A 20,362-nucleotide genomic window follows, 5' to 3' on the forward strand; every position below is an offset into this window, starting at 1 on the left:
ACGTGACACTGATCGCAACCGAGTCGTTGACGAAGGTCTACGGCGGCGAGGTCACCGCACTGTCCGATCTGACGGTCGCGGTGGAACCAGGGATCGTCGGTCTGGTCGGCGCCAACGGCGCCGGCAAGTCGACCCTGATCAAGCTGCTGCTCGGCCTGCTCACACCCACCCGCGGCCGGATACAGGTGCTGGGACTGGACCCGACCGCCGACCCGGCGGCCGTACGGGCCCGGGTCGGCTACATGCCGGAGCACGACTGCCTGCCGCCCGACCTCTCCGCCGCCGAACTGGTCACCCACCTGGGTCGGATCAGCGGCCTACCCCGCACCGTCGCCCGGGAACGTGCCTCCGAGGCGCTGCGCCACGTGGGCCTGCACGAGGAGCGCCACCGGCCGGTGGGCGGCTACTCCACCGGCATGAAACAGCGGGTCAAGCTCGCCCAGGCGTTGGTGCACGACCCCGACCTGTTGCTGCTCGACGAACCCACCAACGGGCTCGACCCGGCCGGTCGGGACGCCATGCTCGCGCTGGTGCAGCGGATCGGCACCGAGTTCGGCATCTCCGTACTGGTCTGCTCGCACCTGCTCGGCGAGGTCGAGCGGATCTGCGACACCCTGGTCGCGATTGAGGGCGGGCGGCTGCTGCGGGCCGACCACATCGCCGCCATGACCTCCGCGACCGACGTGCTCGCGGTCGAGGTCAGCGAGGGCACCGAGGAACTGGCCGCCCGGCTGGCCGCGCTCAACCTGCCGGTGGGCCGGGAGGGCAGGCTGCTGCTGGTGCCGCTGGCCGACCAACGCACCTACGACCTGATCCTCGGTGCGGTGGCCGAGCTGGACCTGCCGCTGCACCGGCTGGACCAGCGTCGGCACCGGGTGGCCGAACTCTTCGCCCGGAGGGAGAACAGCCATGTCTGAGCCGACCGGCGTCATCCACGACATCGGCTACCAGCGCTACACCGGCCCCCGCCTCGGCCGCCGGCACGTCTTCGGCGCGATGTACATCCACGGCGTACGGACCGCCTTCGGGCTGGGGCGCAGCGCCAAAGCCAAGATCTTCCCCTGGCTGGTGGTCGGCATCGTGCTGATGGTGGCCGCCGCAGTGACCGCGATCCGTAGCCAGATCGGTGAAGTGGTCATGACGTACGCCCAGTTCGCCGACGCGATGAGCTGGCTGGTCATCTTCTTCGTCGCGGTGGCCGCGCCCGAGCTGGTCTCCCGGGACCTGCGCTCCGGTGTCCTGCCGCTGTACTTCTCCCGGCCCGTGCCGCAGGCCGACTACCCGCTGGCCAAGCTGCTCGCGCTCATCACCGCACTGTTCCTGCTGCTCGGCGCGCCGCAGCTGCTGATGTTCCTCGGCGGGGCGTTCACCGCCGACGGCATGGGCGCGGTCTGGGACGAACTGCTCGACCTGCTGCCGGGGTTGCTCTACGCCGGGCTGTGGGCAGTGGTCTTCGCCTCGGTCGGCCTGCTGGTCGCCTCGATGACCGGCAAGCGCGCCTTCGCCGCCGGTGGGATCGTCGCCGTGTTCCTGATGACCACGCCGATCGTCGGCATCCTGTCGGTGCTGCCCTCGCAGGCGGCGAACCAGCTGTCCGGCATCGCCTCGCCGCCCACCCTGGTGCAAGGGGTCGGCATCTGGGCGATGCGCGACCTGTTGATCACCGACCTCGCCGAGGGTGCCGGCCCCGACCTCGGACCCTACGGCCCGGTGTACGCGCTGGCCGCCGTCGCGCTGGTGGCGGGCTGCGTCGCCCTGCTGCTGGCCCGCTACAAGAAGGTGGCCGCACGATGACCACGACGAACACCACCGCACCGACGGCCACCACCAGCACCCTCGACCTCGCCGGGGTCTCCCGCTGGTACGGCAACGTGGTCGCGGTCAACAACGTGAGCATGAGCCTCGGGCCCGGGGTGACCGGGTTGCTCGGCCCGAACGGCGCGGGCAAGACCACCCTGCTGCACATGATGGCCGGGTTCCTCGCCCCGTCCCGGGGTCGGGTGACGCTGGACGGTCGGCCGACCTGGCGCAACCCGGAGGTCTACCGGCGGCTCGGTCTGGTCAGCGAGCGGGAGGCGGTGCACAGCTTCCTCACCGCCTACGAGTTCGTGCTGGCCACTGCGAAGCTGCACCGGCTGCCCGACCCGCAGGCCGCGGCCCGCCGCGCCATCGACCTGGTCGAGATGGCCGACGCCCAGGACCGCCGCATCGGCACGTACTCCAAGGGCATGCGGCAGCGCACCCGGGTGGCGGCGGCGCTGGTGCACGACCCGCAGGTGCTGCTGCTCGACGAGCCGTTCAACGGCATGGACCCGCGTCAGCGGTTGCACATGATGGAGCTGCTGCACGCCCTCGGCGACGAGGGCCGCACGATCCTGTTCAGCTCGCACATCCTGGAGGAGGTCGAGCAGGTCTCCGGCACCGTCCAGGTGATGGTCGCCGGTCGGCTCGCCGCCTCCGGTGACTTCCGGACCATCCGGCGGCTGATGACCAACCGGCCGCACGTCTTCGCCATCCGCTCCACCGACGACCGGGCGCTGGCCGTCGCGCTGATGGCCGAGGCATCCGTCACCGGCGTCGAGTTGGGTCGCGACGGCCTGACCGTGCAGGCTGGTGACTACGGTGCCTTCACCCGGGTGCTGCCGAAGATCGCCCTGGCCCGCGGCGTACGGGTTCGGCACCTGATACCCGAGGACGAATCCCTGGAGAGCGTCTTCTCCTACCTGGTGGAGGCCTGATGTCCACTGTCACCTGGATCACCGCGCGCGGCCTGTTCGGGCGTCGCCGGTTCCTACTGCTGCTCCCGCTGCCACTACTGCTGGTGGGCCTGGCCGTCCTCGCCCGAGGGCTGGCAGTGGCACCCGCCGACTGGGGGCCGCCGGTGCTGGTCGGCCTCGGGCTGGCCGTGGTGCTCCCCGTGGTCGCCCTGATCGTCGGCACCGGGGTGCTCGGCGCCGAGATCGACGACGGCACGGTGGTGCACGTGCTCACCACGCCGCTGCCGCGCTGGCAGATCGTGCTGCCGAAGCTGGCCGTCGCGGCCGGGGTCACGGCGGTAACCGTCGCCGTCCCGCTGTTCGCCGCCGGTTTGCTGGCCGACTCGGCACGCCTCGGCCTGTCGCTGGCAGTCGCCGCGTCGGCCGGTGCGCTGGCCTACTCGGCGCTGTTCGTGGCGGCCAGCCTGCTCACCCGACGGCCGGTGCTGCTCGGTCTGGTCTACGTGCTGATCTGGGAGGGACTGCTCAGCAACGTGATCGGCGGCACCCGGGTGCTCTCGATCCAGCACTACGTGATCGCCCTGGCGGACCGGCTCGCCCCGACCGACCTGCTCGGCACCACCGTCACCGCACCGGTGGCGGCGGTGATGACCACGTTGATCATCGTCGGCGCCACCCTGCTCGCCATCGACCGCCTCCGCTCCTTCTCGGTAGCCGGCGAAACCAGCTGAGATGCAAGGAAGGGCACCTTATTAACGCCTCCGGTAGAGGAAGGGCCCCTTGTTAACAAGCCGGCGGCTTAGCCTGCTCGGCCCGGGGTTAATAAGGTGCCCTTCCTCTACACCAGACGTTAATAAGGTGCCCTTCCTTGCGCTCCGTCAGAAGGCGCAGGCGATGACCAGTTCGGCAGTGCGATCGGGAAGCAGGTCGAGCTTGCCGATGCGACCGGCCGCGCGCAGGTCGTCGATGACCAGGTTGAGCTGGTCGAGCAGGTCGGCTGGGCCGAGCGCCTCGGCCAGCGGCACCTCCGCCCGCATCGACAGCTTCCGCTCCGACTTGGCCCGCCGGACCTGCCCCAACGCGTCGGCGGCGAGCCGCAGCAGGTGCGGATCACCGTCGCCCTGGACGGCGCGACCCACCTCGTACGTGGTCGGCCACGGTGCGCGGTGCACCGAACCGTACCGCCACCACGACCAGACCTCCTCGGTCACGAACGGCAACACCGGCGCGAACAGCCGCAACTGCACCGACAGCGCACACGCCAACGCGGCCCGTGCCGAGTCGGCCGCCGCCCCGCTGCCGTAGGCGCGTTCCTTCACCAACTCGATGTAGTCGTCACAGAACCGCCAGAAGAACGACTCGGTGGCCTGGAGCGCCGCCGTGTGGTCGTACTCCTCGAACGCCGCCGTCGCAGCCGTCACCACCTCGGAGAGTTCGGCGAGCATGGCCCGGTCCAGTGGTTCGGTCGCCGGGGCGCGCAGCGCGTCGGCGGCACCCAGCCCGAGCGCGAACTTCGACGCGTTGAGCAGCTTGGTGGCCAGCCGTCGGCCGATCCGGATCTGCGCCGGGTCGAAGGCCAGGTCGGTGCCGGGCTTGCCGCTGGCCGCCCAGTACCGCACCGCGTCCGAGCCGTGCTGTTCCAGCAGCGCCATCGGGGTGACCACGTTGCCCACGGACTTCGACATCTTCTTGCGGTCCGGGTCGAGGATCCAACCGGACAGCTCCGCCGTCCGCCAGGGCAACTCGCCGTGCTCCAGGTGTGCCCGGACCACGGTGGCGAACAGCCAGGTACGGATGATGTCGTGGCCCTGCGGACGCAGGTCCATCGGAAACACCTGCGCGAACAACTCCGGGTCACGTTCCCAGCCACCGGCGATCTGCGGGGTCAGCGACGAGGTGGCCCAGGTGTCCAGCACGTCCGGGTCGCCGACGAAGCCGCCCGGCACCCCACGACGCGACTCGTCGTACCCGGGCGGGGCGTCCTCGGCCGGGTCGATCGGCAGCGCGGACTCCTCCGGTACGAGAGGCTGGCTCCAGTCCGGCTCACCGGCGTCGTCGAGCCGGTACCACACCGGCACCGGCACCCCGAAGTAGCGTTGCCGGCTGACCAACCAGTCGCCGGTCAGGCCGCCCGCCCAGTGCTCGTAGCGGTGCCGCATGTGCTCCGGCACCCAGCGCAGTTCCCGGCCCCGGGCCAGCAGTTCCGCCCGCAACTGCGGGTCACGGCCGCCGTTGCGCAGATACCACTGCCGGGTCGAGACGATCTCCAGGGGACGGTCGCCCCGCTCGTAGAACTTGACCGCGTGCGTGATCGGGCGTGGCTCGCCGACCAGGTCACCCGCCTCGGTCAGCTGCGCCACCACCGTCCGCCGGGCGCCGTTGACGGTCTGCCCGGCCAGCGCCGCGTACGGCTGTGCGGGCACCCCCGCCGGTGGCTCCGGCAGCAGCCGGCCGTCCCGGCCGATCACCACCCGCGTCGCCAGGGACAACTCCCGCCACCAGGTCACGTCGGTCAGGTCACCGAAGGTGCAGACCATCGCGATGCCGGTGCCCTTGGCCGGCTCCGCCAGCGGGTGCGCGCGCACCGGCACCTCCACCCCGAACACGGGGGTACGCACACAGCCGCCGACCAGGTCCGCGTACCGCTCGTCGTCGGGGTGACAGACCAGCGCGACGCAGGCCGGCAGCAACTCCGGTCGGGTGGTGTCGATCAGCACCTCCCGCCCGTCGGGCGCGTGGAAACGCAACCGGTGGTACGCCCCGGGGCGTTCCCGGTCCTCCAACTCGGCCTGCGCCACGGCGGTGGCGAACCCGACGTCCCACAGCGTCGGCGCCTCGGCCTGGTACGCCTCGCCTCGGGCCAGGTTGCGCAGGAACGCCCGCTGCGAGGTGGCCCGGGCCGCCGGTCCGATGGTGGTGTACATCAACGACCAGTCCACCGACAGGCCGAGCCGCCGCCACAACGCCTCGAAGACCTGCTCGTCGGCAGCGGTCAACCGCTCGCACAGCTCGATGAAGTTGCGTCGGGAGATCGGTTTCGGGTTCTTCCGGGCGGCGTCGTCCACCGGATCGGCTGCCGGCGCCCAGTCCGGGTCGTACGGCAGGGAAGGATCACAGCGCACCCCGTAGACGTTCTGCACCCGGCGTTCGGTGGGCAGGCCGTTATCGTCCCAACCGATCGGGTAGAAGACCGCCCGGCCACGCATCCGCTGGAACCGGGCGATCAGATCGGTGTGGGTGTACGAGAAGACGTGCCCCATGTGCAGCTCACCCGATACGGTCGGCGGCGGGGTGTCGATCGCGTACACGTCCGACCTGCGACCACCGGGGGAGGTCGTGCCGCCTACCCGCGTCGTCGGCCGATCGCGGTCGAAGGCGTACGTGCCGTCCTCCTGCCAGCGGCGCGACCAGGTCTCCTCCAGCCCGTCCAGGATCGGGCGTTCGGGGACACCGGTGCGGGCCGTCCTCGCCGTATCGGTCATCCGCCGATCGTAGGCACCGGCACCCTGGCGGGCACGCCGAATATCCGGTCAGGAACACGCACTTCAGAGCAGCGAGTCGCGCCATTGGCGGTGCAGGTCGGCGTAGCGACCACCGCTCGCGATCAGTTCGGCGGGCGGGCCGTCCTCGACGATCCGACCCCGGTCGAGGACCAGCACCCGGTCGGCGGACGCCACCGTGGAGAGCCGGTGCGCGATCACCAGGGCGGTCCGGTCCCGCAGGATGCTGCCGAGGGCGTGCTGCACCAGCCGTTCGGTCGGCACGTCCAGCGACGAGGTGGCCTCGTCGAGGATCAGCACCGCCGGATCGGCCAGGAACGCCCGCGCGAAGGCGACCAACTGACGCTGTCCGGCGGAGAGGCGACCACCGCGCCGGTGCACCTGTGTGGCGTACCCGTCGGGCAGCGCCGAGATGAAGTCGTGCGCGCCGATCGCCCGGGCGGCGGCCTGCACGGCGGCGTCGTCGGCGTCCGGGCGGCCGAACCGGATGTTGTCCGCCACGGTGCCGCCGTACAGGTGGGTCTCCTGGGTCACCAGCACCATCGCCCGGCGCAGGTCCGCGTCGGCGACCTCGCGCAGGTCCACCCCGTCGAGCGTGATCGTGCCGGTGTCCGGGTCGTGGAACCGGGCCAGCAGCTTGGCGACGGTGGACTTACCGGCACCGGTCGGCCCGATCAGGGCCACCGTCTGCCCGGCGGGAATGGTGAGGTCCAGCCCGGTGAGGATCGGCGAGTCGGCGCGGTACCCGAACGACACCGCGTGGAAGTGGACCGCGCCGCGGTCCGGGCCGTCGGGCAGCCGCACGGGCCGGGTCGGCTCGGGGACCGACGGCCGCTCGTCGAGCACCCCGGCGAGTTTCTCCAGCGCCGCCGTGGCCGACTGGAGCGAGTTGTAGAACTGGCTGAGTTCCTGCATCGGCTCGAAGAACCGGCGCAGGTAGAGCAGGAAGGCGGCCAGCACGCCGACGCCCGTCTCGCCGCCCAGCACCCGGGCACCGCCGTAGCAGAGCACCACCGCCACAGTGACGCTGCCGATCAGCTTGATGCCGGGCGCGTACGTCGCGATCAGGCGGTAGGCGTCCCGGCTGGCGCGCCGGTAGTCGTCGTTGAGCGAGTCGAAGATGTGCTGGTTGCGTGCCTGGCGGCGGTACGCCTGAACCGCCCTGATGCCCCGCATCGACTCGACGAAGTGGACGATGACCAGCGCCACCGCCTCCCGGGTGCGCCGATACGCGGCGGCCGAGGCGCGGGCGAACCAGCGGGACATCCAGAACAGCAGCGGGAAGGCGAGCAGCGTCACCGAGGCCAGCGGCAGGTCCAACCAGAGCAGGATGCCGGCCACCGAGACGATCGTCAGGGCGGCCATCACCAGACTCTCGACGCCCCCGTCGACCAGCTCGGCGATCGAGTCGATGTCACTGGTCAGCCGCGAGATCATCCGACCCGACGTGTAGCGCTCGTGGAACGCCACCGGCAGGTGCAGGAAGTGCGCGTACACCCGTCGGCGCAGGTCGAGCAGGACGGCCTGGCCGATCCGGGCGGAGAGGGTGAGGAAGCCACGCCGGGCCGCGTACTCGACGCCCGCCGCAGCGGCGAAGGCCACGGCCACGCCGATCAGCGGGCCGGGCTCGCCGGCCCGGAGCGGCTCGATGGCCCGGTCGATGCCGAGCATCACCAGGTACGGCCCGGACATGGCCGCGGCGTTCTGGGTCAACAGCAGCGCGACCGCACCGCCCAGCCGGGCCCGGTGCGGGCGTAGCACGTCCGCCAGCAGTGCCCGGCTGCGGACGCGGAGCCGAGCCACCGCCGCCGGGTCGCTGTCCTCGGCGAGACTGCGGTCGGCGTGCGGATCCGGTGCCACCCCCCGCCAGTGGGCCGGGTTCGCCTCGGACGGCGGATCCGGCGCCGCCGAGGCGGCGGTCACGAGCGCACCAGGGAGGAGCCGTCCGACGTCGGACCGGTCCCGGAGCGTGCGATCGGCGGTTCGGCCGGTTCGGCCGGTTCGGCGGAGAGCAGGCCACGGTACGCGGGCACGGTGGCGAGCAGCTCGGTGTGGGTACCGACAGCGGTGATCCGGCCGTGCTCCAGTAACGCCACCCGGTCGGCCAGCGCGATGGTGGAGGGACGGTGCACCACCAGCAGCGCGGTGGTGTTCCGCAGCACCCGCTTGAGCGCCTCCTCCACCAGCGCCTCGGTGTGCACGTCGAGCGCGGAGAGCGGGTCGTCGAGGACGAGCACGGCGGGGCGGATCAACACCGCTCGGGCGAGGGCGAGCCGTTGCCGCTGGCCGCCGGAGAGCGACAGGCCCTGCTCACCGAGTCGGGTACGCAGTCCCCACGGCAGGTCGTACGCGAATTCGGCCTGGGCCAGTGCCAGGGCGGCGCGGACCTCGTCCTCGCTGGCGTCGGATCGGCCCAGGGTGAGGTTCTCCCACACCGACATGGAGAACAGTGTCGGCTCCTCGAAGGCGAAACCGACCAGGCCACGAAGTGAGGCCAACCGCAGGTCGCGCAGGTCGTGCCCGTCGAGGGTGATGCGCCCGGTGCTGACCTCGTGCAGCCGGGGCACCAGGGACAACAGGGTGCTCTTGCCGCTGCCGGTGGCACCGACCACGGCCAGGGTCTCGCCCGGCTCGACGGTGAGGTCGAGCCCGCGCAGCACCGGGAGGGCGTTGCCCGGATAGCGGAAACCCACCCCCTCGAAGCGGAGTCGACCGCGTACAGCCGAGCGGGCCAGCGCGATGGCGACCGGCCGGTCCACGATGGCCGGGCGGCTGTCCAGCACGTCCTGGATCCGGTCGGCGGCGGTGGCCGCCTCCTGCCCGTTGGCGATGATCCAGCCCAGTGACTGCACCGGCCAGATGAGCATCAACTGAAGGCTGACGAAGGCGATGAGCTGGCCGATGGTGAGCCGGCCGTCGGCGACCGCGGCGGCACCGGCCACCAGGACCACGCCCAGGGTCAGGTTCGGCACCAGACCGAGCAGCGCGGAGGTGCGGGCGAGCAGCCGTCCCTTGCCGATCCCGATGTCGTGCAACGCTTCGGTGTCGGCCGCGAACCGGGCGGCCAGTTGCGGTCCCCGCCCGTACGCTTTCATCGTGCGCAGGCCCTGCGCGGTCTCCTCGACCAGGGTGGCCACGTCACCCTGCTGGTCCTGCATGCGGCGGGACGCGACGTGATAGTGCCGGCCGAAGCGGCGGGCGATCAGGAAGAGCGGCACCGCGCTGGCCGCCACCAGCAGGCCGAGCGCGGGATGCAGCCGGATCAGCAGCACCACCACGGCCAGGTAGGTGACCAGGTTCAGGATGAGGAAGAACAGGCCGAAGGAGAGGAACCGGCGCAGCACCGACAGGTCGCTGGTGATCCGGGAGAGCAGCTGCCCGGACGGCCACCGGTCGTGGAACCCGGCCGACAGTCGTTGCAGGTGGGCGTAGACGTCGGTGCGGATGGCCGCCTCCATCGCCACCGAGGACGACGACTGCATCCAACGCCGAATGAAGATGAGCACCGCTTCGGCCAGCCCGAGCAGCAACGCCAGCCCGGCCAGCAGGAAGAGCCCGGTCAGGTCACGCCGGGCCACCGGCCCGTCGACGACCCGTTGCGCCACCAGGGGGACAGCGAGGCCGGCGGCGGTGGAGGTCAGCCCGGCGAGCATCAACCAACCGAACTCGGCCAGGTGCGGGCGTAGGTAGCGGCGCAGGCGCCAGAGGTTGCGCAGGGGATGTCGACGGATCTCGCCCCGGTCGGCCGGGCCGCCGCCGCTCCCCGCAGCCACTATCCGACGGTAGCCGCATTTGGCTGCGCCGCCGCTGTCAGCTTGCCGTCAGCTCCCGCTGGGCGTCCGTACTCCTCCGGTCGCTCCTGACGCCGCGTGGCCGTCAAGCTCGACCCCTGTCTCCCCCTCACCCCCTTTGCTCTGCTTCAACCCACGCAACGGTCACCCTCTGTGCCGGGTGGCGGCTTTGTGATTGGCGCGCCGCCGGCGCGATGGCGCTGGTCACCGGCTGGTGCGTGGAGTGAAGCAGAGCAAAGCGTGCGGTTGGGGCATGGTCACCCGGCAGGCGTCCGGCGGCGGTCGTCGCACACCGTGACGGTTACCCAGTGTGACATTTCTAGCCGAGGTGTTCGTGGTCGAGGAGCCAGCGTTTCACCGGCAGCCCCCAGCGGTAGCCGCCGAGCGTGCCGTCGGTGCGCAGCACCCGGTGGCAGGGGACGAAGAGCGCCGCGGCATTGCGGGCGCAGGCCGCCGCGGCGGCGCGTACCGCCATGGGTCGGCCGGCCAGCGCGGCGTACCCGGTGTAGGTGACCGGCGCACCCGGTTTGACGTCGCGCAGCACCCGCCAGGCGTGTGCCATGAACGCTCCGCCGGTGTGCTGTTCGACCGGGACGTCGTCGATCGCGACCAGATCACCGGCGAGGTACGCGGCGACCGCCGCGGTGACCGGGCCGAGATCCGGCCGCTGTCGCGGCTCGCCGCGCAGGCTCGGGTGCACCAGGGGCAGCAGGGTCGCCGGGTCCGTGGTGAAACCCGACGCCCGTACCGCGCCGTCCGGACCGACCAGGACGGCGAACGGTCCGACAGGCGTGTCGACGACCGCGCTGTCGATCGAGCTGATCGTGCTGTTCATGCTGACCTCCAAAGGCGGATCACGGCGTACGACCGCCAGGGGCGCCAGCGGGCCGCGTACTCGTCAAGGGTTCTGGGATCGTCCGTAAGTCCCGAGGCGGCGGCTCCCCGGCGGACCGCGAGGTCGGTGGGGAGGAACGTGTCGGGGTCGCCGAGCGTGCGCATTGCCACATAGCCGGCCGTCCAGGCGCCGATGCCCGGGATCTCGGTCAGCCGCCGCACCGTCTCCGCCCGGTCCCCGCCCGGCTCCAGGTCGATCTCGCCCGCCGCGACCGCCCGCGCCACCGCCCGGATCGTCTCGCGTCGACCCGCCGGCATCCGGAACCCCGAATCCGGCACCTCAAGCACCTCCTCGGCGGTGGGGAATCCGGACAGTGTGCCGTTGCCCGGCTCACCGTGGGCCTCGCGGAGCAGGTGCCTGAGCGTGGTGCGGGCGGAGGCCAGCGACACCTGCTGGGTGGCGATGGCGCGGACGGCGATCTCGAAGCCGTCCACCGCGCGGGGTACGCGTACCCCCGGCTCCGCCGCCACGGAGGCGGCCAGCGCGGGGTCGTCGGCGAGCGTGTCGTCGACGGCGACCGGGTCCGCGTCCAGGTCGAACAGGCGTCGGCACCGGGCCACGGCGGGAGCCAGGTCGCGTAGGTCGGTCAGGCGCAGCGTCGCCGCCACGTGACCGACCGCCGGGGTGAGCGTGGCCTCGCCGGGGCCGTGCGGCAACCGCAGACCCCGGCGGTACGCCCCGTCGACCACCTCGTCGACCCCGGGCAGCGTCCGGCGGGCGAAGAAGTCGAGCAACGCGGCGGCATGCAGCGGCGGACGGTACGCCAGCCGCAGGGTGACCGTGCCCGCACCACCGACCGCAGCGTCCTTACCGGCCCGTAGTTGCGACGGCGCGGCCCCGTACACCGCGCGTACGGTGTCGTTGAACTGCCGGACGCTGCCGAACCCGGCGGCGAACGCGATCTCGGCCAGGCCCAGCCCGGTCGTCTCGATCAGGGTGCGGGCGGTCTGCGCCCGCTGCGCCCGGGCCAGTGACAGCGGTCCCGCGCCGAGTTCCGCCCGCAGCATCCGGTGCAGGTGCCGCTCGGTGTAGCCGAGTCGGGCGGCCAGCCCGGGCACCCCGTCGCGGTCGACCACGCCGTCGGCGATCAGCCGCATCGCCCGGCCCACCACGTCGGCCCGTACGTCCCACTGCGGTGAGCCGGGGGAGGCGTCCGGGCGACAGCGGCGGCAGGCGCGCAACCCGGCCCGCTGGGCCGCCGCCGACGACGGGAAGAAACGGACGTTGCGCCGCTTCGGCGTCACCGCCGGACAGGACGGCCGGCAGTAGATCCCGGTCGAGGTCACGCCGGTGTAGAACCAGCCGTCGAATCGCTGGTCACGGCTGTCGACGGCCCGGTAACACCGCTCGAAGTCCAACTCCACGCCACCGATGATGCGCCTGCGCACACCCGTCCGGCTCGCGGAAATCGGACCACACCGTGGTGCCGAGCGGCACGCGGAATTGTCGGTTGTCGTGGGTAGCGTGCGGCCACCAACTCCAGAAGGGTGCGGCAATGGTTAGCGTGGCGGGTCGGGCGACGTCGAGGCACGAGCACCCACCGCTCGACCCGACAGTGGTCCAACGCTTCTACGACCGGATGCGTGCCGTCGCCCCCGCCGCGGTCGGCGCCATCGAGCGGGACCGCGCCGACGACCCGGGGCGTGCCTTCAGCGACACCGCCTGCGGTCGGCTGGTCGGGTCGCTCGACCAGGACGGGGTTCGCGCGCTCGGGATGTGGGTGCACCACTGGTGCATGCGCTTCTACGACGACGACACCCGGGCGGCGCTGCGGCTGCTCCGGGAGATCGCCGCCCGCCCGCGGCTCGGCTGGACCGCCGACGAGGTGCACTGGATGCTCGGCGAGTCGCAGCAGGCGGGCCCCGCCGCCGACGCCCGGTTCACGCTGCCGCTGGCCGCTGCGGCCGAACTCGCCCCGGACGCGCTGCGGGTCGATCTGCTGGTGCCGCAGCAACGGCGGCCCCGGCACGACCGGTGACACCCGCCTACCTGTCGGTGGCCCGGCGGTAACCGCGTAAGCTGGCTCGTCGTGAGTCTCACCATCGGCATCGTCGGCCTGCCCAACGTCGGCAAGAGCACCCTGTTCAACGCGCTGACCAAGAACGACGTGCTCGCCGCGAACTACCCGTTCGCCACCATCGAGCCCAACGTCGGCGTGGTCGGGCTGCCCGACGAACGGCTGGACAAGCTCGCCGAGATCTTCGGTTCGCAGAAGGTGATCCCCGCCCCGGTGTCGTTCGTCGACATCGCTGGTCTGGTGCGTGGCGCCTCCAAGGGGCAGGGGCGGGGCAACGCCTTCCTGGCCAACATCCGGGACGCCTCGGCGATCTGCCAGGTGGTGCGAGCCTTCTCCGACCCGAACGTGGTGCACGTCGACGGCAAGGTCTCCCCGGCCGACGACATCGAGACGATCAACACCGAGTTGATCCTGGCCGACCTCCAGACGCTGGAGAAGGCGCTGCCCCGGTTGGAGAAGGAGGCCAAGCTCCGCAAGGACCGGGCCGCCGCGGTGGACGCCGCCCGCAAGGCCGTCGAGGTCCTCGACGGGGGCACCACCCTCTACGTCGGTGCGGCGGCAGCCGGCGTCGAGTTGGCGCACCTGCGTGAGCTGCACCTGCTCACCACCAAGCCGTTCCTCTACGTCTTCAACGTCGACGAGGCGGAGCTGAACAACGCCGAGTTCCTTGCCGAACTGCGCGCACTGGTGGCACCGGCCGAGGCGGTCTTCATGGACGCCAAGATCGAATCCGAGCTGGTGGACCTGCCCGAGGAGGAGGCCCGGGAGCTGCTGGAGTCGATCGGGCAGTCCGAGCCGGGGCTGGACCAGTTGGTCCGGGTCGGCTTCCGGACGCTCGGCCTCCAGACGTACCTCACTGCCGGGCCCAAGGAAGCACGGGCCTGGACCGTGCCGGTCGGCGCGACCGCACCGGAGGCCGCCGGGGTGATCCACTCCGACTTCCAGCGCGGCTTCATCAAGGCCGAGGTCGTCTCCTACCTCGACCTGGTCGAGGCCGGCTCGATGGCGGCGGCCAAGGCGGCGGGCAAGGTCCGCATCGAGGGCAAGGAGTACGTGATGCAGGACGGCGACGTCGTCGAGTTCCGTTTCAACGTCTGAGTCCCGCGCACCAGGTCGAACAGGGTGTGGACGGTCGGCTCAGCTGCTGATGTAGTGCAGGATCACGTTGTGCACATGGTGGCTCTTCTGGTCGCCCCGGAACTCCACCTCATAGGTCTGCGCGCCGACGTGGATGGCGATCGCGCCGGTGGAGAAGAAGGACCCGCCCCATGACTTGTTGCTGACCACGCTCACGCTGGTGATCTTCGAGTACGGGATGCTGGTGATCGCGTACTTCTTGCCGATGAACGAGCGGTCCTGGATGATCACCCGCCGGTCGGTCAGCCCGATGAACCCGGTGCCGGTGCCGACGGCGTCGTACACGGCGATGATCTGTTCCCCGTCGAGCAGGCCGCTCTGGATCTGCTGGAACTGCTCCTTGCGGTCATACGTCGCGTTCGTCATGTACGCCACGGTAGGTGGTCGATGCCACCAATCAAGATCGGCCTAGCCTGCCTGTTTGCTCGCGACGAGGCGCTCGACCCCGTCGATGATCATGCGCAGGCCGAAGCTGTACGCCCGGTCGGGGTCGATCGCGGCGTCGTACTCGGCACCGGCCGCGTTGCCGATCCGGGCGGCGTGGGGGTACCGCTCCGGGCTGATCAGGGCGGCGAGCAGCGGACCGGCGGTGTCCCACCACTCACGATCGTCGCGCCCGGTGGCCTGGGCGGTCTCCGCGACCCCGAGGGAGAGCCGAGCTGACGACCTGACGTGATCGAGGACCAGGGTGAGCACCTGGTCGATCTCGACGTCGCTGAGCCCGATGCCGACGAGGGGCCGCAGTTCGATGTCGTACTTCGACGTGGTGCCGGGGCCCAGGGGCGGGCGGGTGACGTCGATGCCCAGCAGCCAGCGGTGCGCCGCGAAGAGTTCCCAGTTCCGTTCGGCGACGGCTTCCAGGGCGGGCCGCCATCCCGAGTCGAGCGGCAGGTCGTCCGGCGACTGGTAGAGCGTGCCGTTGACGTGGTCGACCATCAGGTCGATCAGTTCGCCCTTGCCCGGGACGTGGGCGTAGAGGGACATCGCTCCCACGCCGAGGCGATCAGCGATCTTGCGCATCGAGAGCTTGTCGATCCCGATCTCCGACGCCACCGCGATGGCGGCCGCCACGATCGCGTCGAGGGTGAGGCCGGAACGTCCGGTCTTCGGGTTGGTCCGCCACAGCAGCGCGATGCTCAGCAACGGGTCGCCCGTTCCGGTGTGCTCGGCCATCCTCGGTCGCCTCCTGCCGTACGGGAATGAACCGCCACCCACCTTACGTTACGGTACGTCGTATCGTACGGTGTACCGAACGCCGTAGGGGAAGGGCGGGAGACGATGACCCGAGCGATCGAGGCCGAGCAGGTCGGAAAGCGGTACGCCGTCAAGGGCGGCGAGGTGGGCCTGCACGACCTCAGCGTGCAGGCCGAACAGGGGCAGGTGCACGCCCTGCTCGGGCCGAACGGTGCGGGCAAGACGACTGCCGTGCGCGGACTGGCGACACTGCTGCGCTTCGATCGCGGTACCGCTCGCGTCGCCGGCTACGACGTCGGTCGCGAGGCCGAACGGGTCCGCGAGCGGATCGGCCTGGTCGGTCAGTACGCGGCGGTGGACGAGCGGCTCACCGCCGTACAGAATCTGCGGTTCCTCGGTCGCCTGCGAGGGCTGGGCCGGGCGGCGTCGGCCGCGCGGGCCGAGGCGCTGATCGAGCAGTTCGGTCTCGTCGCGGCGGCGAACCGAGCGGTCAGTGGCTACTCGGGAGGAATGCGCAGGCGGCTGGACCTGGCGGCCAGCCTCATCGTCACCCCGCAGGTCCTCTTCGTCGACGAACCCACCACCGGTCTCGACCCGGCCGCCCGCCGCGACCTCTGGAACGCGCTGCGCGAACTCGTCCGACAGGGCACGACGATCCTCCTGACCACGCAGTATCTCGAAGAGGCGGACGAGCTGGCGGACAAGATCGTGCTGTTGGCCCGTGGCAAGGTCGTCGCCGAGGGCTCCGCCGACGACCTCAAGGCGATGGTCGGCCCACCGATAGTCCAGATCCGCTTCGCCACCGACGCCGACGCCGACGCCGCGCTCCCCGCGCTGGTCCGCGTCGACGCCGGGGCGCGGCTGGACAGCTCCGGATCGACGGTGACCCTGCCCGCCACCGCGCCCGAGGTGCTGGGCCGATCCGTCGACGCGCTGACCGGGGCGGGGCTCGCCGCCATCGAGGTGACCCTGCGCAAACCGACCCTGGACGAGGTGTTCCTGACCCTGACAGGCGACGAGCCCGCCACCGAGGAGGCCGCGTGACCACCACGATCACGACCGCCCCGGCCATCGCGGCTCCCCGGCTGCTCGCCGCCTCGTGGATCATCGCCCGGCGCAGCATCAGCTCCTGGCGTCAACAGCTCGGGACGATGGCAACCGGGTGGCTCTTCCCGATCTTCGTCACGCTGCTCTTCCTCGGGCTGTTCGGCGGCGCACTCGACGTGCCGGGCGACTCGACCTACGTCGACTTCCTGATCCCGGGGATGTTCGCCGTCACGATGCTCTTCGGGCTGGAGTCCACCACGCTGTCGGCGGCTGCCGACGCCACCGGTGGCCTCAACGACCGGCTGCGTTCGTACCCCATCAACGGGGCCGCGATCGTCCTGGGCCGCGCCGCCGCCGACCTGATCAGCTCACTGATCAGCCTCACGCTCATGATCGCCTTCGCCCTCGCGGTGGGGTGGCGACCCGACGTCGGCGTGCCGGGAGCGATCCTCGCGCTGGTGCTGCTGCTCGCACTGCGATTCGCCCTCCTGTGGATCGGGATCTTCGTCGGCTACGGGGCGAGATCGGTGGAGTCCGTCGCGTACATCCAGATCGTCACCTGGCCCATCGCCTTCCTCTCCAGCGTCTTCGTCAACCCGGCGACGATGCCCGACTGGTTGGGCACGCTGGCCGAGCTCAACCCGGTCTCCGCGACGGCCACCGCCGTTCGTGAGCTGTTGGGCGCCACCTCATGGCCGACCCAGAGCTTCGCCGGAGACCAGGCGGTGGCGATGGCGGCCTTGTGGCCGCTGCTGCTCACCGCGGTTTACCTGCCGCTGGCCGCCCGTCGATTCCGGAAGGGGGGCAAGTGAACGACCTCGACCAGCTGCTCGCCGGGTCGGACTCCCACGTCACGGTGGCGGACCGGTGGGCGACCATCGCCAGCGGCGGAACGGAGCGGCGGGTGCCCCTCGCCCAGCTCCTCGAACCACTCGTGACGGCCCGCCGGGATGGGCGTATCGCCACCCGGTCGATCCTCGACCTCAGCGACGCCGCGCTACAGGCGGTGCGGGCCGTCGCCGCTCGCCGGATCGCGCGAAACGCGGCGAGCGGCAGGTGGCACCGGGTCGACGCCGACGGTGGCGAGACCGTCGACCTGTTCGTCGACGCCTTCGTGACCGGGGGAGGGGCCGACCAGGCCGGTGGCGACGGGCCGGTGCTCACGTTGTCGGTCGACGTCAGCGACGACGGGCGGGCGCAGCTTCACCCCAGCGGATGGTCGAGCGATCGTCGGAGCAGCGACACGCTGCGCCGCGCAGCGGGAATCTGGGATCCGGTCGCCCGGCTCGCCGCCGGCACGTCCCGTACCGAGCTGACCGGCGCCGAGGTGGCCGAGTTGCTCGATCCGGTGCGGCGCGGCGCGCTGTCCGAGGCGAACATCCAGGTCGAGTGGGCAGGTGTCGCCAGCGCCAGCGTGGCCGTCAGCCTCGACGAGGACGACAGCCTGCACTGGCAGCTGCGCATCCCGTCCGGCCGGCTGACCCGTGAGGAGATCGCCGAACTGGCCGCCGCCCAGCGTCCCCTCGTGCGGGTCCGCGGCGACTGGGTCGTCAACGACCCCCGCGAGCTGGCCAGGTTCCAGCGACAGAAGCCGCGCAGGCTGACCCCGAGTGAGCGGGCCGCGACGATCCTGTCCGGCAGCCTGATCCGGGGCGACGAGGTCGCGCCGCTCACCGAATCGGCCGCCACCCGTCGGCACCTCGCCGCGCTGACCGCCACACCGGCCGCCGTCGTCCCACCGGCGGCCCTGAACGCCACGCTGCGCAACTACCAGCTCGACGGTCTGGCCTGGTTGCTGCGCAACGCCGAACTCGGGCTCGGCAGCTGCCTCGCCGACGACATGGGCCTCGGAAAGACCGTCTCGGCCATCGCGTTCCATCTCGCGCTGCGGGAACGTGGCAACACCGCGCCGACGCTGGTCGTCTGTCCCGCGTCGGTCCTGCGTAGCTGGGAACTCGAAGCTCGACGGTTCGCCCCCACCCAGCGCGTGATCCGATACCACGGAGCGGCGCGGGCCCTCGATCAGGACGCGGATCTGGTGGTCACCACCTACGCCACCGTACGCAACGACCACGAGCTGCTCAGGGCCACCCGATGGGGGCTCGTCATCGCCGACGAGGCACAGATGGTGAAGAACGACTCCTCGAAGACGGCGCACGCGCTGCGGGTCATTCCCACCGCGCACCGGCTCGCGCTCACCGGCACCCCGATCCAGAACAGCCTCGACGACCTGTGGGCCCTGCTCGACTGGACGACCCCCGGCCTGTTGAGCAGCAAGACGGCATTCCGGCGCCACTATTCCGGGCCGATCAGGAACGGTGCCCAGGCTCCTCGCCTCCGGCTGGCCAGGCTCACCGGCCTGGTGGTGCTCCGGCGGCGTAAGGACGACCCCGACATCGCTCCCGAGCTGCCCGCGAAGACCGTCTCCCACCAGGCGGTCGCACTGACGAGCGAGCAGATCGGCCTCTACCAGGCGGTGGTGGACGACAGTCTGACGCGCATCGCCGACCTCGACGAGAACGCCCGGCGAGGGCGAATACTCGCCCTGCTCACCGCGCTCAAGCAGATCTGCAACCATCCCGCCCAGTACCTCAAGGAGACCGGCCCGCACCTCGCCGGTAGATCTGGCAAGCTCGACGCGCTCACCGACATCATCGACATCACCAGCGCGGAGGGCTCACCGGCGCTCGTCTTCACCCAGTTCGTGACGATGGGTCGGCTGATCGTCGATCACCTGCGCGACCGGGGCGTCGGAGTCGACTTCCTGCACGGAGGACTCGACATCGCGCAACGGCAGCACCTGATCGACGCCTTCCAGCGCGGTGAGCTGGCCAACCTGGTGCTCTCCACCCACGCCGCCGGCACCGGGCTCACGCTCACCCGCGCAGAGCACGTCATCCACTACGACCAGTGGTGGAATCCGGCGGTCGAGGACCAGGCGACCGACCGCGCGCACCGCATCGGCCAGACCCATCCGGTGCAGGTCCATCGCCTCGTCTGCGAAGGGACACTTGAGGAGCGCATCGATGCGATCCTGCACGCCAAACGGGCCCTGTCGGAGTCGATCCTCGACGACGACGCGGGGCTGCGGATAGCCGACCTCGACGACGCCGCCCTCGCCTCGCTCGTCACGTTCAACGGAGTCTCGTCATGACCCACCCGACCTGGCCCGGTCTGCTCCGCGATGCCTTCAACGCCACCGCCCTGGACGACGACGTGGTCAAGGGCGCGCGCCGTCACAAACGCAGGGGGATGATCCGCTCGGTGGGCTCGGTACCCGGCGCACTCTCCGGGGTGGTGCAGGACGGCGCGGAGTTCTGGCACGTCAACTGGCGGATCGCCCCGATCGACGAGGCCGGTTGGGCGGAGATCGAGCGCGACATCCACGCCGATCCGGTGGTCATGGTGGCACTGTTGGAGAGCGGGGCCCCAGCCCGTACGCGGGACGTCGAGGAGATCCTGTCCCGGCTCGTGCCCGACCCGGCGGACCTGGAGGCGACGTGCGACTGCGCCGACTGGCTGGTGCCGTGCGCACACGCGCTGGCCGTCGGGCTGGCCTTCGCCGAGGCGACCCGCGACGACGTCTGGGCACTGCTGCTGCTTCGTGGGAGGGGCCGCGACTGGCTCGTGGTCTCCGAGGCGGCGGCTCGGGCGCGACGACTCCTGGACCGCCTCGGCGGACGACCGCCGTCGGAGGAGGTGTTCGGACCGGTGCCGAGCGGGGCTCGGGTCAGCTCTGGGTGACCGCCCGGTAGGCGTCCTCGATGCGGGCGGCCAGCAGGACCTCGCCCTCGGAGAGAGGTTCCTGGCCGTGCCCCACCCGGATCTGGGTACGGTCGGCGCGCCGGCTGATCTCCGGGCGCAGATGTAGCGCGTCGGCGACCACCTTCACCCGCTCGGTGAGTGCCGCGTGCTGCGTGTCGTCGATGACGAGAGTGCGCCGGATCTGCTCCCCCTCACGTGTCCAACCGGACAGTAGGGTGAGGGCGTCGCTGAGGTAGTCGTGCTTCGCCCGACCGCCAAACAGCGCACGCATCACCGCACCTCCCAGGCTTCGTTGCCGG

Annotated in this window: 18 protein-coding genes; 10 read left to right on the forward strand and 8 right to left on the reverse strand. The window is 71.2% G+C overall.

The window, feature by feature from the left end; translation table 11 throughout:
- Nucleotides 1-2 precede the first annotated feature (2 nt).
- Genes FF096_RS02530 through FF096_RS02545 form a run of 4 tightly spaced genes read left to right on the forward strand, consistent with a single transcriptional unit; the run spans nt 3 to nt 3,448 of the window.
- Complete coding sequence (locus tag FF096_RS02530; RefSeq protein ID WP_309222524.1) at nt 3-917, forward strand: ABC transporter ATP-binding protein; 915 nt, start codon at nt 3-5, stop codon at nt 915-917.
- Nucleotides 910-1,794: an ABC transporter permease gene (locus FF096_RS02535; protein WP_155214633.1), complete on the forward strand. Its 885-nt coding sequence runs from the start codon at nt 910-912 to the stop codon at nt 1,792-1,794. The genes FF096_RS02530 and FF096_RS02535 overlap by 8 nt, the downstream gene beginning before the upstream one ends.
- Nucleotides 1,791-2,738, forward strand: a complete 948-nt coding sequence (locus tag FF096_RS02540) for an ABC transporter ATP-binding protein (RefSeq protein WP_155214634.1) — start codon at nt 1,791-1,793, stop codon at nt 2,736-2,738. The genes FF096_RS02535 and FF096_RS02540 overlap by 4 nt, the downstream gene beginning before the upstream one ends.
- A complete protein-coding gene (locus FF096_RS02545) occupies nt 2,738-3,448 on the forward strand; it encodes an ABC transporter permease subunit (RefSeq protein ID WP_155214635.1) in 711 nt (236 codons plus the stop codon). Before FF096_RS02540 ends, FF096_RS02545 begins: the two co-directional genes overlap by 1 nt.
- Nucleotides 3,449-3,595: 147 nt before the next feature.
- On the opposite strand, the gene valS is transcribed toward FF096_RS02545, so the two are convergent.
- The 5 genes from valS to FF096_RS02570 all read right to left on the reverse strand — a co-directional run bounded on the left by valS (nt 3,596) and on the right by FF096_RS02570 (nt 12,267).
- A complete protein-coding gene (valS, locus tag FF096_RS02550; protein WP_155214636.1) occupies nt 3,596-6,199 on the reverse strand; it encodes a valine--tRNA ligase in 2,604 nt (867 codons plus the stop codon).
- Nucleotides 6,200-6,262: 63 nt separating this feature from the next.
- On the reverse strand, nt 6,263-8,140 hold the full coding sequence (locus FF096_RS02555) for an ABC transporter ATP-binding protein (protein ID WP_309222525.1): 1,878 nt from the start codon (nt 8,138-8,140) through the stop codon (nt 6,263-6,265).
- A complete protein-coding gene (locus FF096_RS02560) occupies nt 8,137-9,990 on the reverse strand; it encodes an ABC transporter ATP-binding protein (protein ID WP_375335278.1) in 1,854 nt (617 codons plus the stop codon). The genes FF096_RS02555 and FF096_RS02560 overlap by 4 nt, the downstream gene beginning before the upstream one ends.
- Before the next feature lie 337 nt (nt 9,991-10,327).
- Entirely contained in the window at nt 10,328-10,831 is a 504-nt protein-coding gene (locus tag FF096_RS02565; RefSeq protein WP_309222592.1) for a methylated-DNA--[protein]-cysteine S-methyltransferase, read from the reverse strand.
- Nucleotides 10,832-10,839: 8 nt separating this feature from the next.
- Nucleotides 10,840-12,267: an AlkA N-terminal domain-containing protein gene (locus tag FF096_RS02570; RefSeq protein ID WP_309222526.1), complete on the reverse strand. Its 1,428-nt coding sequence runs from the start codon at nt 12,265-12,267 to the stop codon at nt 10,840-10,842.
- 131 nt (nt 12,268-12,398) lie between these two features.
- Here FF096_RS02570 and FF096_RS02575 point away from each other — a divergent pair, with 131 nt between their 5' ends.
- Nucleotides 12,399-12,881 (forward strand): hypothetical protein, encoded by a 483-nt coding sequence (locus FF096_RS02575; protein ID WP_155214638.1) that lies wholly within the window; start codon nt 12,399-12,401, stop codon nt 12,879-12,881.
- A gap of 51 nt (nt 12,882-12,932) precedes the next feature.
- Nucleotides 12,933-14,018: a redox-regulated ATPase YchF gene (ychF, locus tag FF096_RS02580; RefSeq protein ID WP_309222527.1), complete on the forward strand. Its 1,086-nt coding sequence runs from the start codon at nt 12,933-12,935 to the stop codon at nt 14,016-14,018.
- A 39-nt stretch (nt 14,019-14,057) separates the two neighbouring features.
- Here the strand turns inward: ychF and FF096_RS02585 are convergent, their stop codons facing one another.
- Together FF096_RS02585 and FF096_RS02590 are read right to left on the reverse strand one after the other, a co-directional pair.
- Nucleotides 14,058-14,423 (reverse strand): PH domain-containing protein, encoded by a 366-nt coding sequence (locus tag FF096_RS02585; protein WP_155214639.1) that lies wholly within the window; start codon nt 14,421-14,423, stop codon nt 14,058-14,060.
- A 42-nt stretch (nt 14,424-14,465) separates the two neighbouring features.
- On the reverse strand, nt 14,466-15,230 hold the full coding sequence (locus tag FF096_RS02590) for a TetR/AcrR family transcriptional regulator (protein WP_155214640.1): 765 nt from the start codon (nt 15,228-15,230) through the stop codon (nt 14,466-14,468).
- Nucleotides 15,231-15,335: 105 nt separating this feature from the next.
- On the opposite strand from FF096_RS02590, the gene FF096_RS02595 reads away from it, so the two are divergent.
- The 4 genes from FF096_RS02595 to FF096_RS02610 are packed head-to-tail and all read left to right on the forward strand — an operon-like array spanning nt 15,336 to nt 20,042.
- Nucleotides 15,336-16,295: an ATP-binding cassette domain-containing protein gene (locus tag FF096_RS02595; RefSeq protein ID WP_155214641.1), complete on the forward strand. Its 960-nt coding sequence runs from the start codon at nt 15,336-15,338 to the stop codon at nt 16,293-16,295.
- Nucleotides 16,292-17,110, forward strand: coding sequence for an ABC transporter permease (locus FF096_RS02600; protein WP_309222528.1), 819 nt, complete (start codon nt 16,292-16,294; stop codon nt 17,108-17,110). Before FF096_RS02595 ends, FF096_RS02600 begins: the two co-directional genes overlap by 4 nt.
- Entirely contained in the window at nt 17,107-19,452 is a 2,346-nt protein-coding gene (locus FF096_RS02605; RefSeq protein ID WP_196222419.1) for a DEAD/DEAH box helicase, read from the forward strand. Before FF096_RS02600 ends, FF096_RS02605 begins: the two co-directional genes overlap by 4 nt.
- Entirely contained in the window at nt 19,449-20,042 is a 594-nt protein-coding gene (locus tag FF096_RS02610; protein ID WP_155214643.1) for a hypothetical protein, read from the forward strand. Before FF096_RS02605 ends, FF096_RS02610 begins: the two co-directional genes overlap by 4 nt.
- Here FF096_RS02610 and FF096_RS02615 read toward each other — a convergent pair.
- Complete coding sequence (locus FF096_RS02615; protein WP_155214644.1) at nt 20,029-20,334, reverse strand: 4a-hydroxytetrahydrobiopterin dehydratase; 306 nt, start codon at nt 20,332-20,334, stop codon at nt 20,029-20,031. The genes FF096_RS02610 and FF096_RS02615 overlap by 14 nt on opposite strands.
- Nucleotides 20,335-20,362: the final 28 nt, after the last annotated feature.

Source organism: Micromonospora sp. CP22 (genome assembly GCF_009712475.1).
Lineage (GTDB): Bacteria > Actinomycetota > Actinomycetes > Mycobacteriales > Micromonosporaceae > Micromonospora.

What these genes read in the sequence shown, in the direction of transcription:
- FF096_RS02535 (WP_155214633.1), top strand. Translation starts at nt 910, where the DNA reads ATGTCTGAGCCGACCGGCGTCATCCACGACATCGGCTACCAGCGCTAC.
- FF096_RS02540 (WP_155214634.1), top strand. Translation starts at nt 1,791, where the DNA reads ATGACCACGACGAACACCACCGCACCGACGGCCACCACCAGCACCCTC.
- FF096_RS02545 (WP_155214635.1), top strand. Translation starts at nt 2,738, where the DNA reads ATGTCCACTGTCACCTGGATCACCGCGCGCGGCCTGTTCGGGCGTCGC.
- valS (WP_155214636.1), bottom strand. Translation starts at nt 6,199, where the DNA reads ATGACCGATACGGCGAGGACGGCCCGCACCGGTGTCCCCGAACGCCCG.
- FF096_RS02575 (WP_155214638.1), top strand. Translation starts at nt 12,399, where the DNA reads ATGGTTAGCGTGGCGGGTCGGGCGACGTCGAGGCACGAGCACCCACCG.
- FF096_RS02585 (WP_155214639.1), bottom strand. Translation starts at nt 14,423, where the DNA reads ATGACGAACGCGACGTATGACCGCAAGGAGCAGTTCCAGCAGATCCAG.
- FF096_RS02590 (WP_155214640.1), bottom strand. Translation starts at nt 15,230, where the DNA reads ATGGCCGAGCACACCGGAACGGGCGACCCGTTGCTGAGCATCGCGCTG.
- FF096_RS02595 (WP_155214641.1), top strand. Translation starts at nt 15,336, where the DNA reads ATGACCCGAGCGATCGAGGCCGAGCAGGTCGGAAAGCGGTACGCCGTC.
- FF096_RS02610 (WP_155214643.1), top strand. Translation starts at nt 19,449, where the DNA reads ATGACCCACCCGACCTGGCCCGGTCTGCTCCGCGATGCCTTCAACGCC.
- FF096_RS02615 (WP_155214644.1), bottom strand. Translation starts at nt 20,334, where the DNA reads ATGCGTGCGCTGTTTGGCGGTCGGGCGAAGCACGACTACCTCAGCGAC.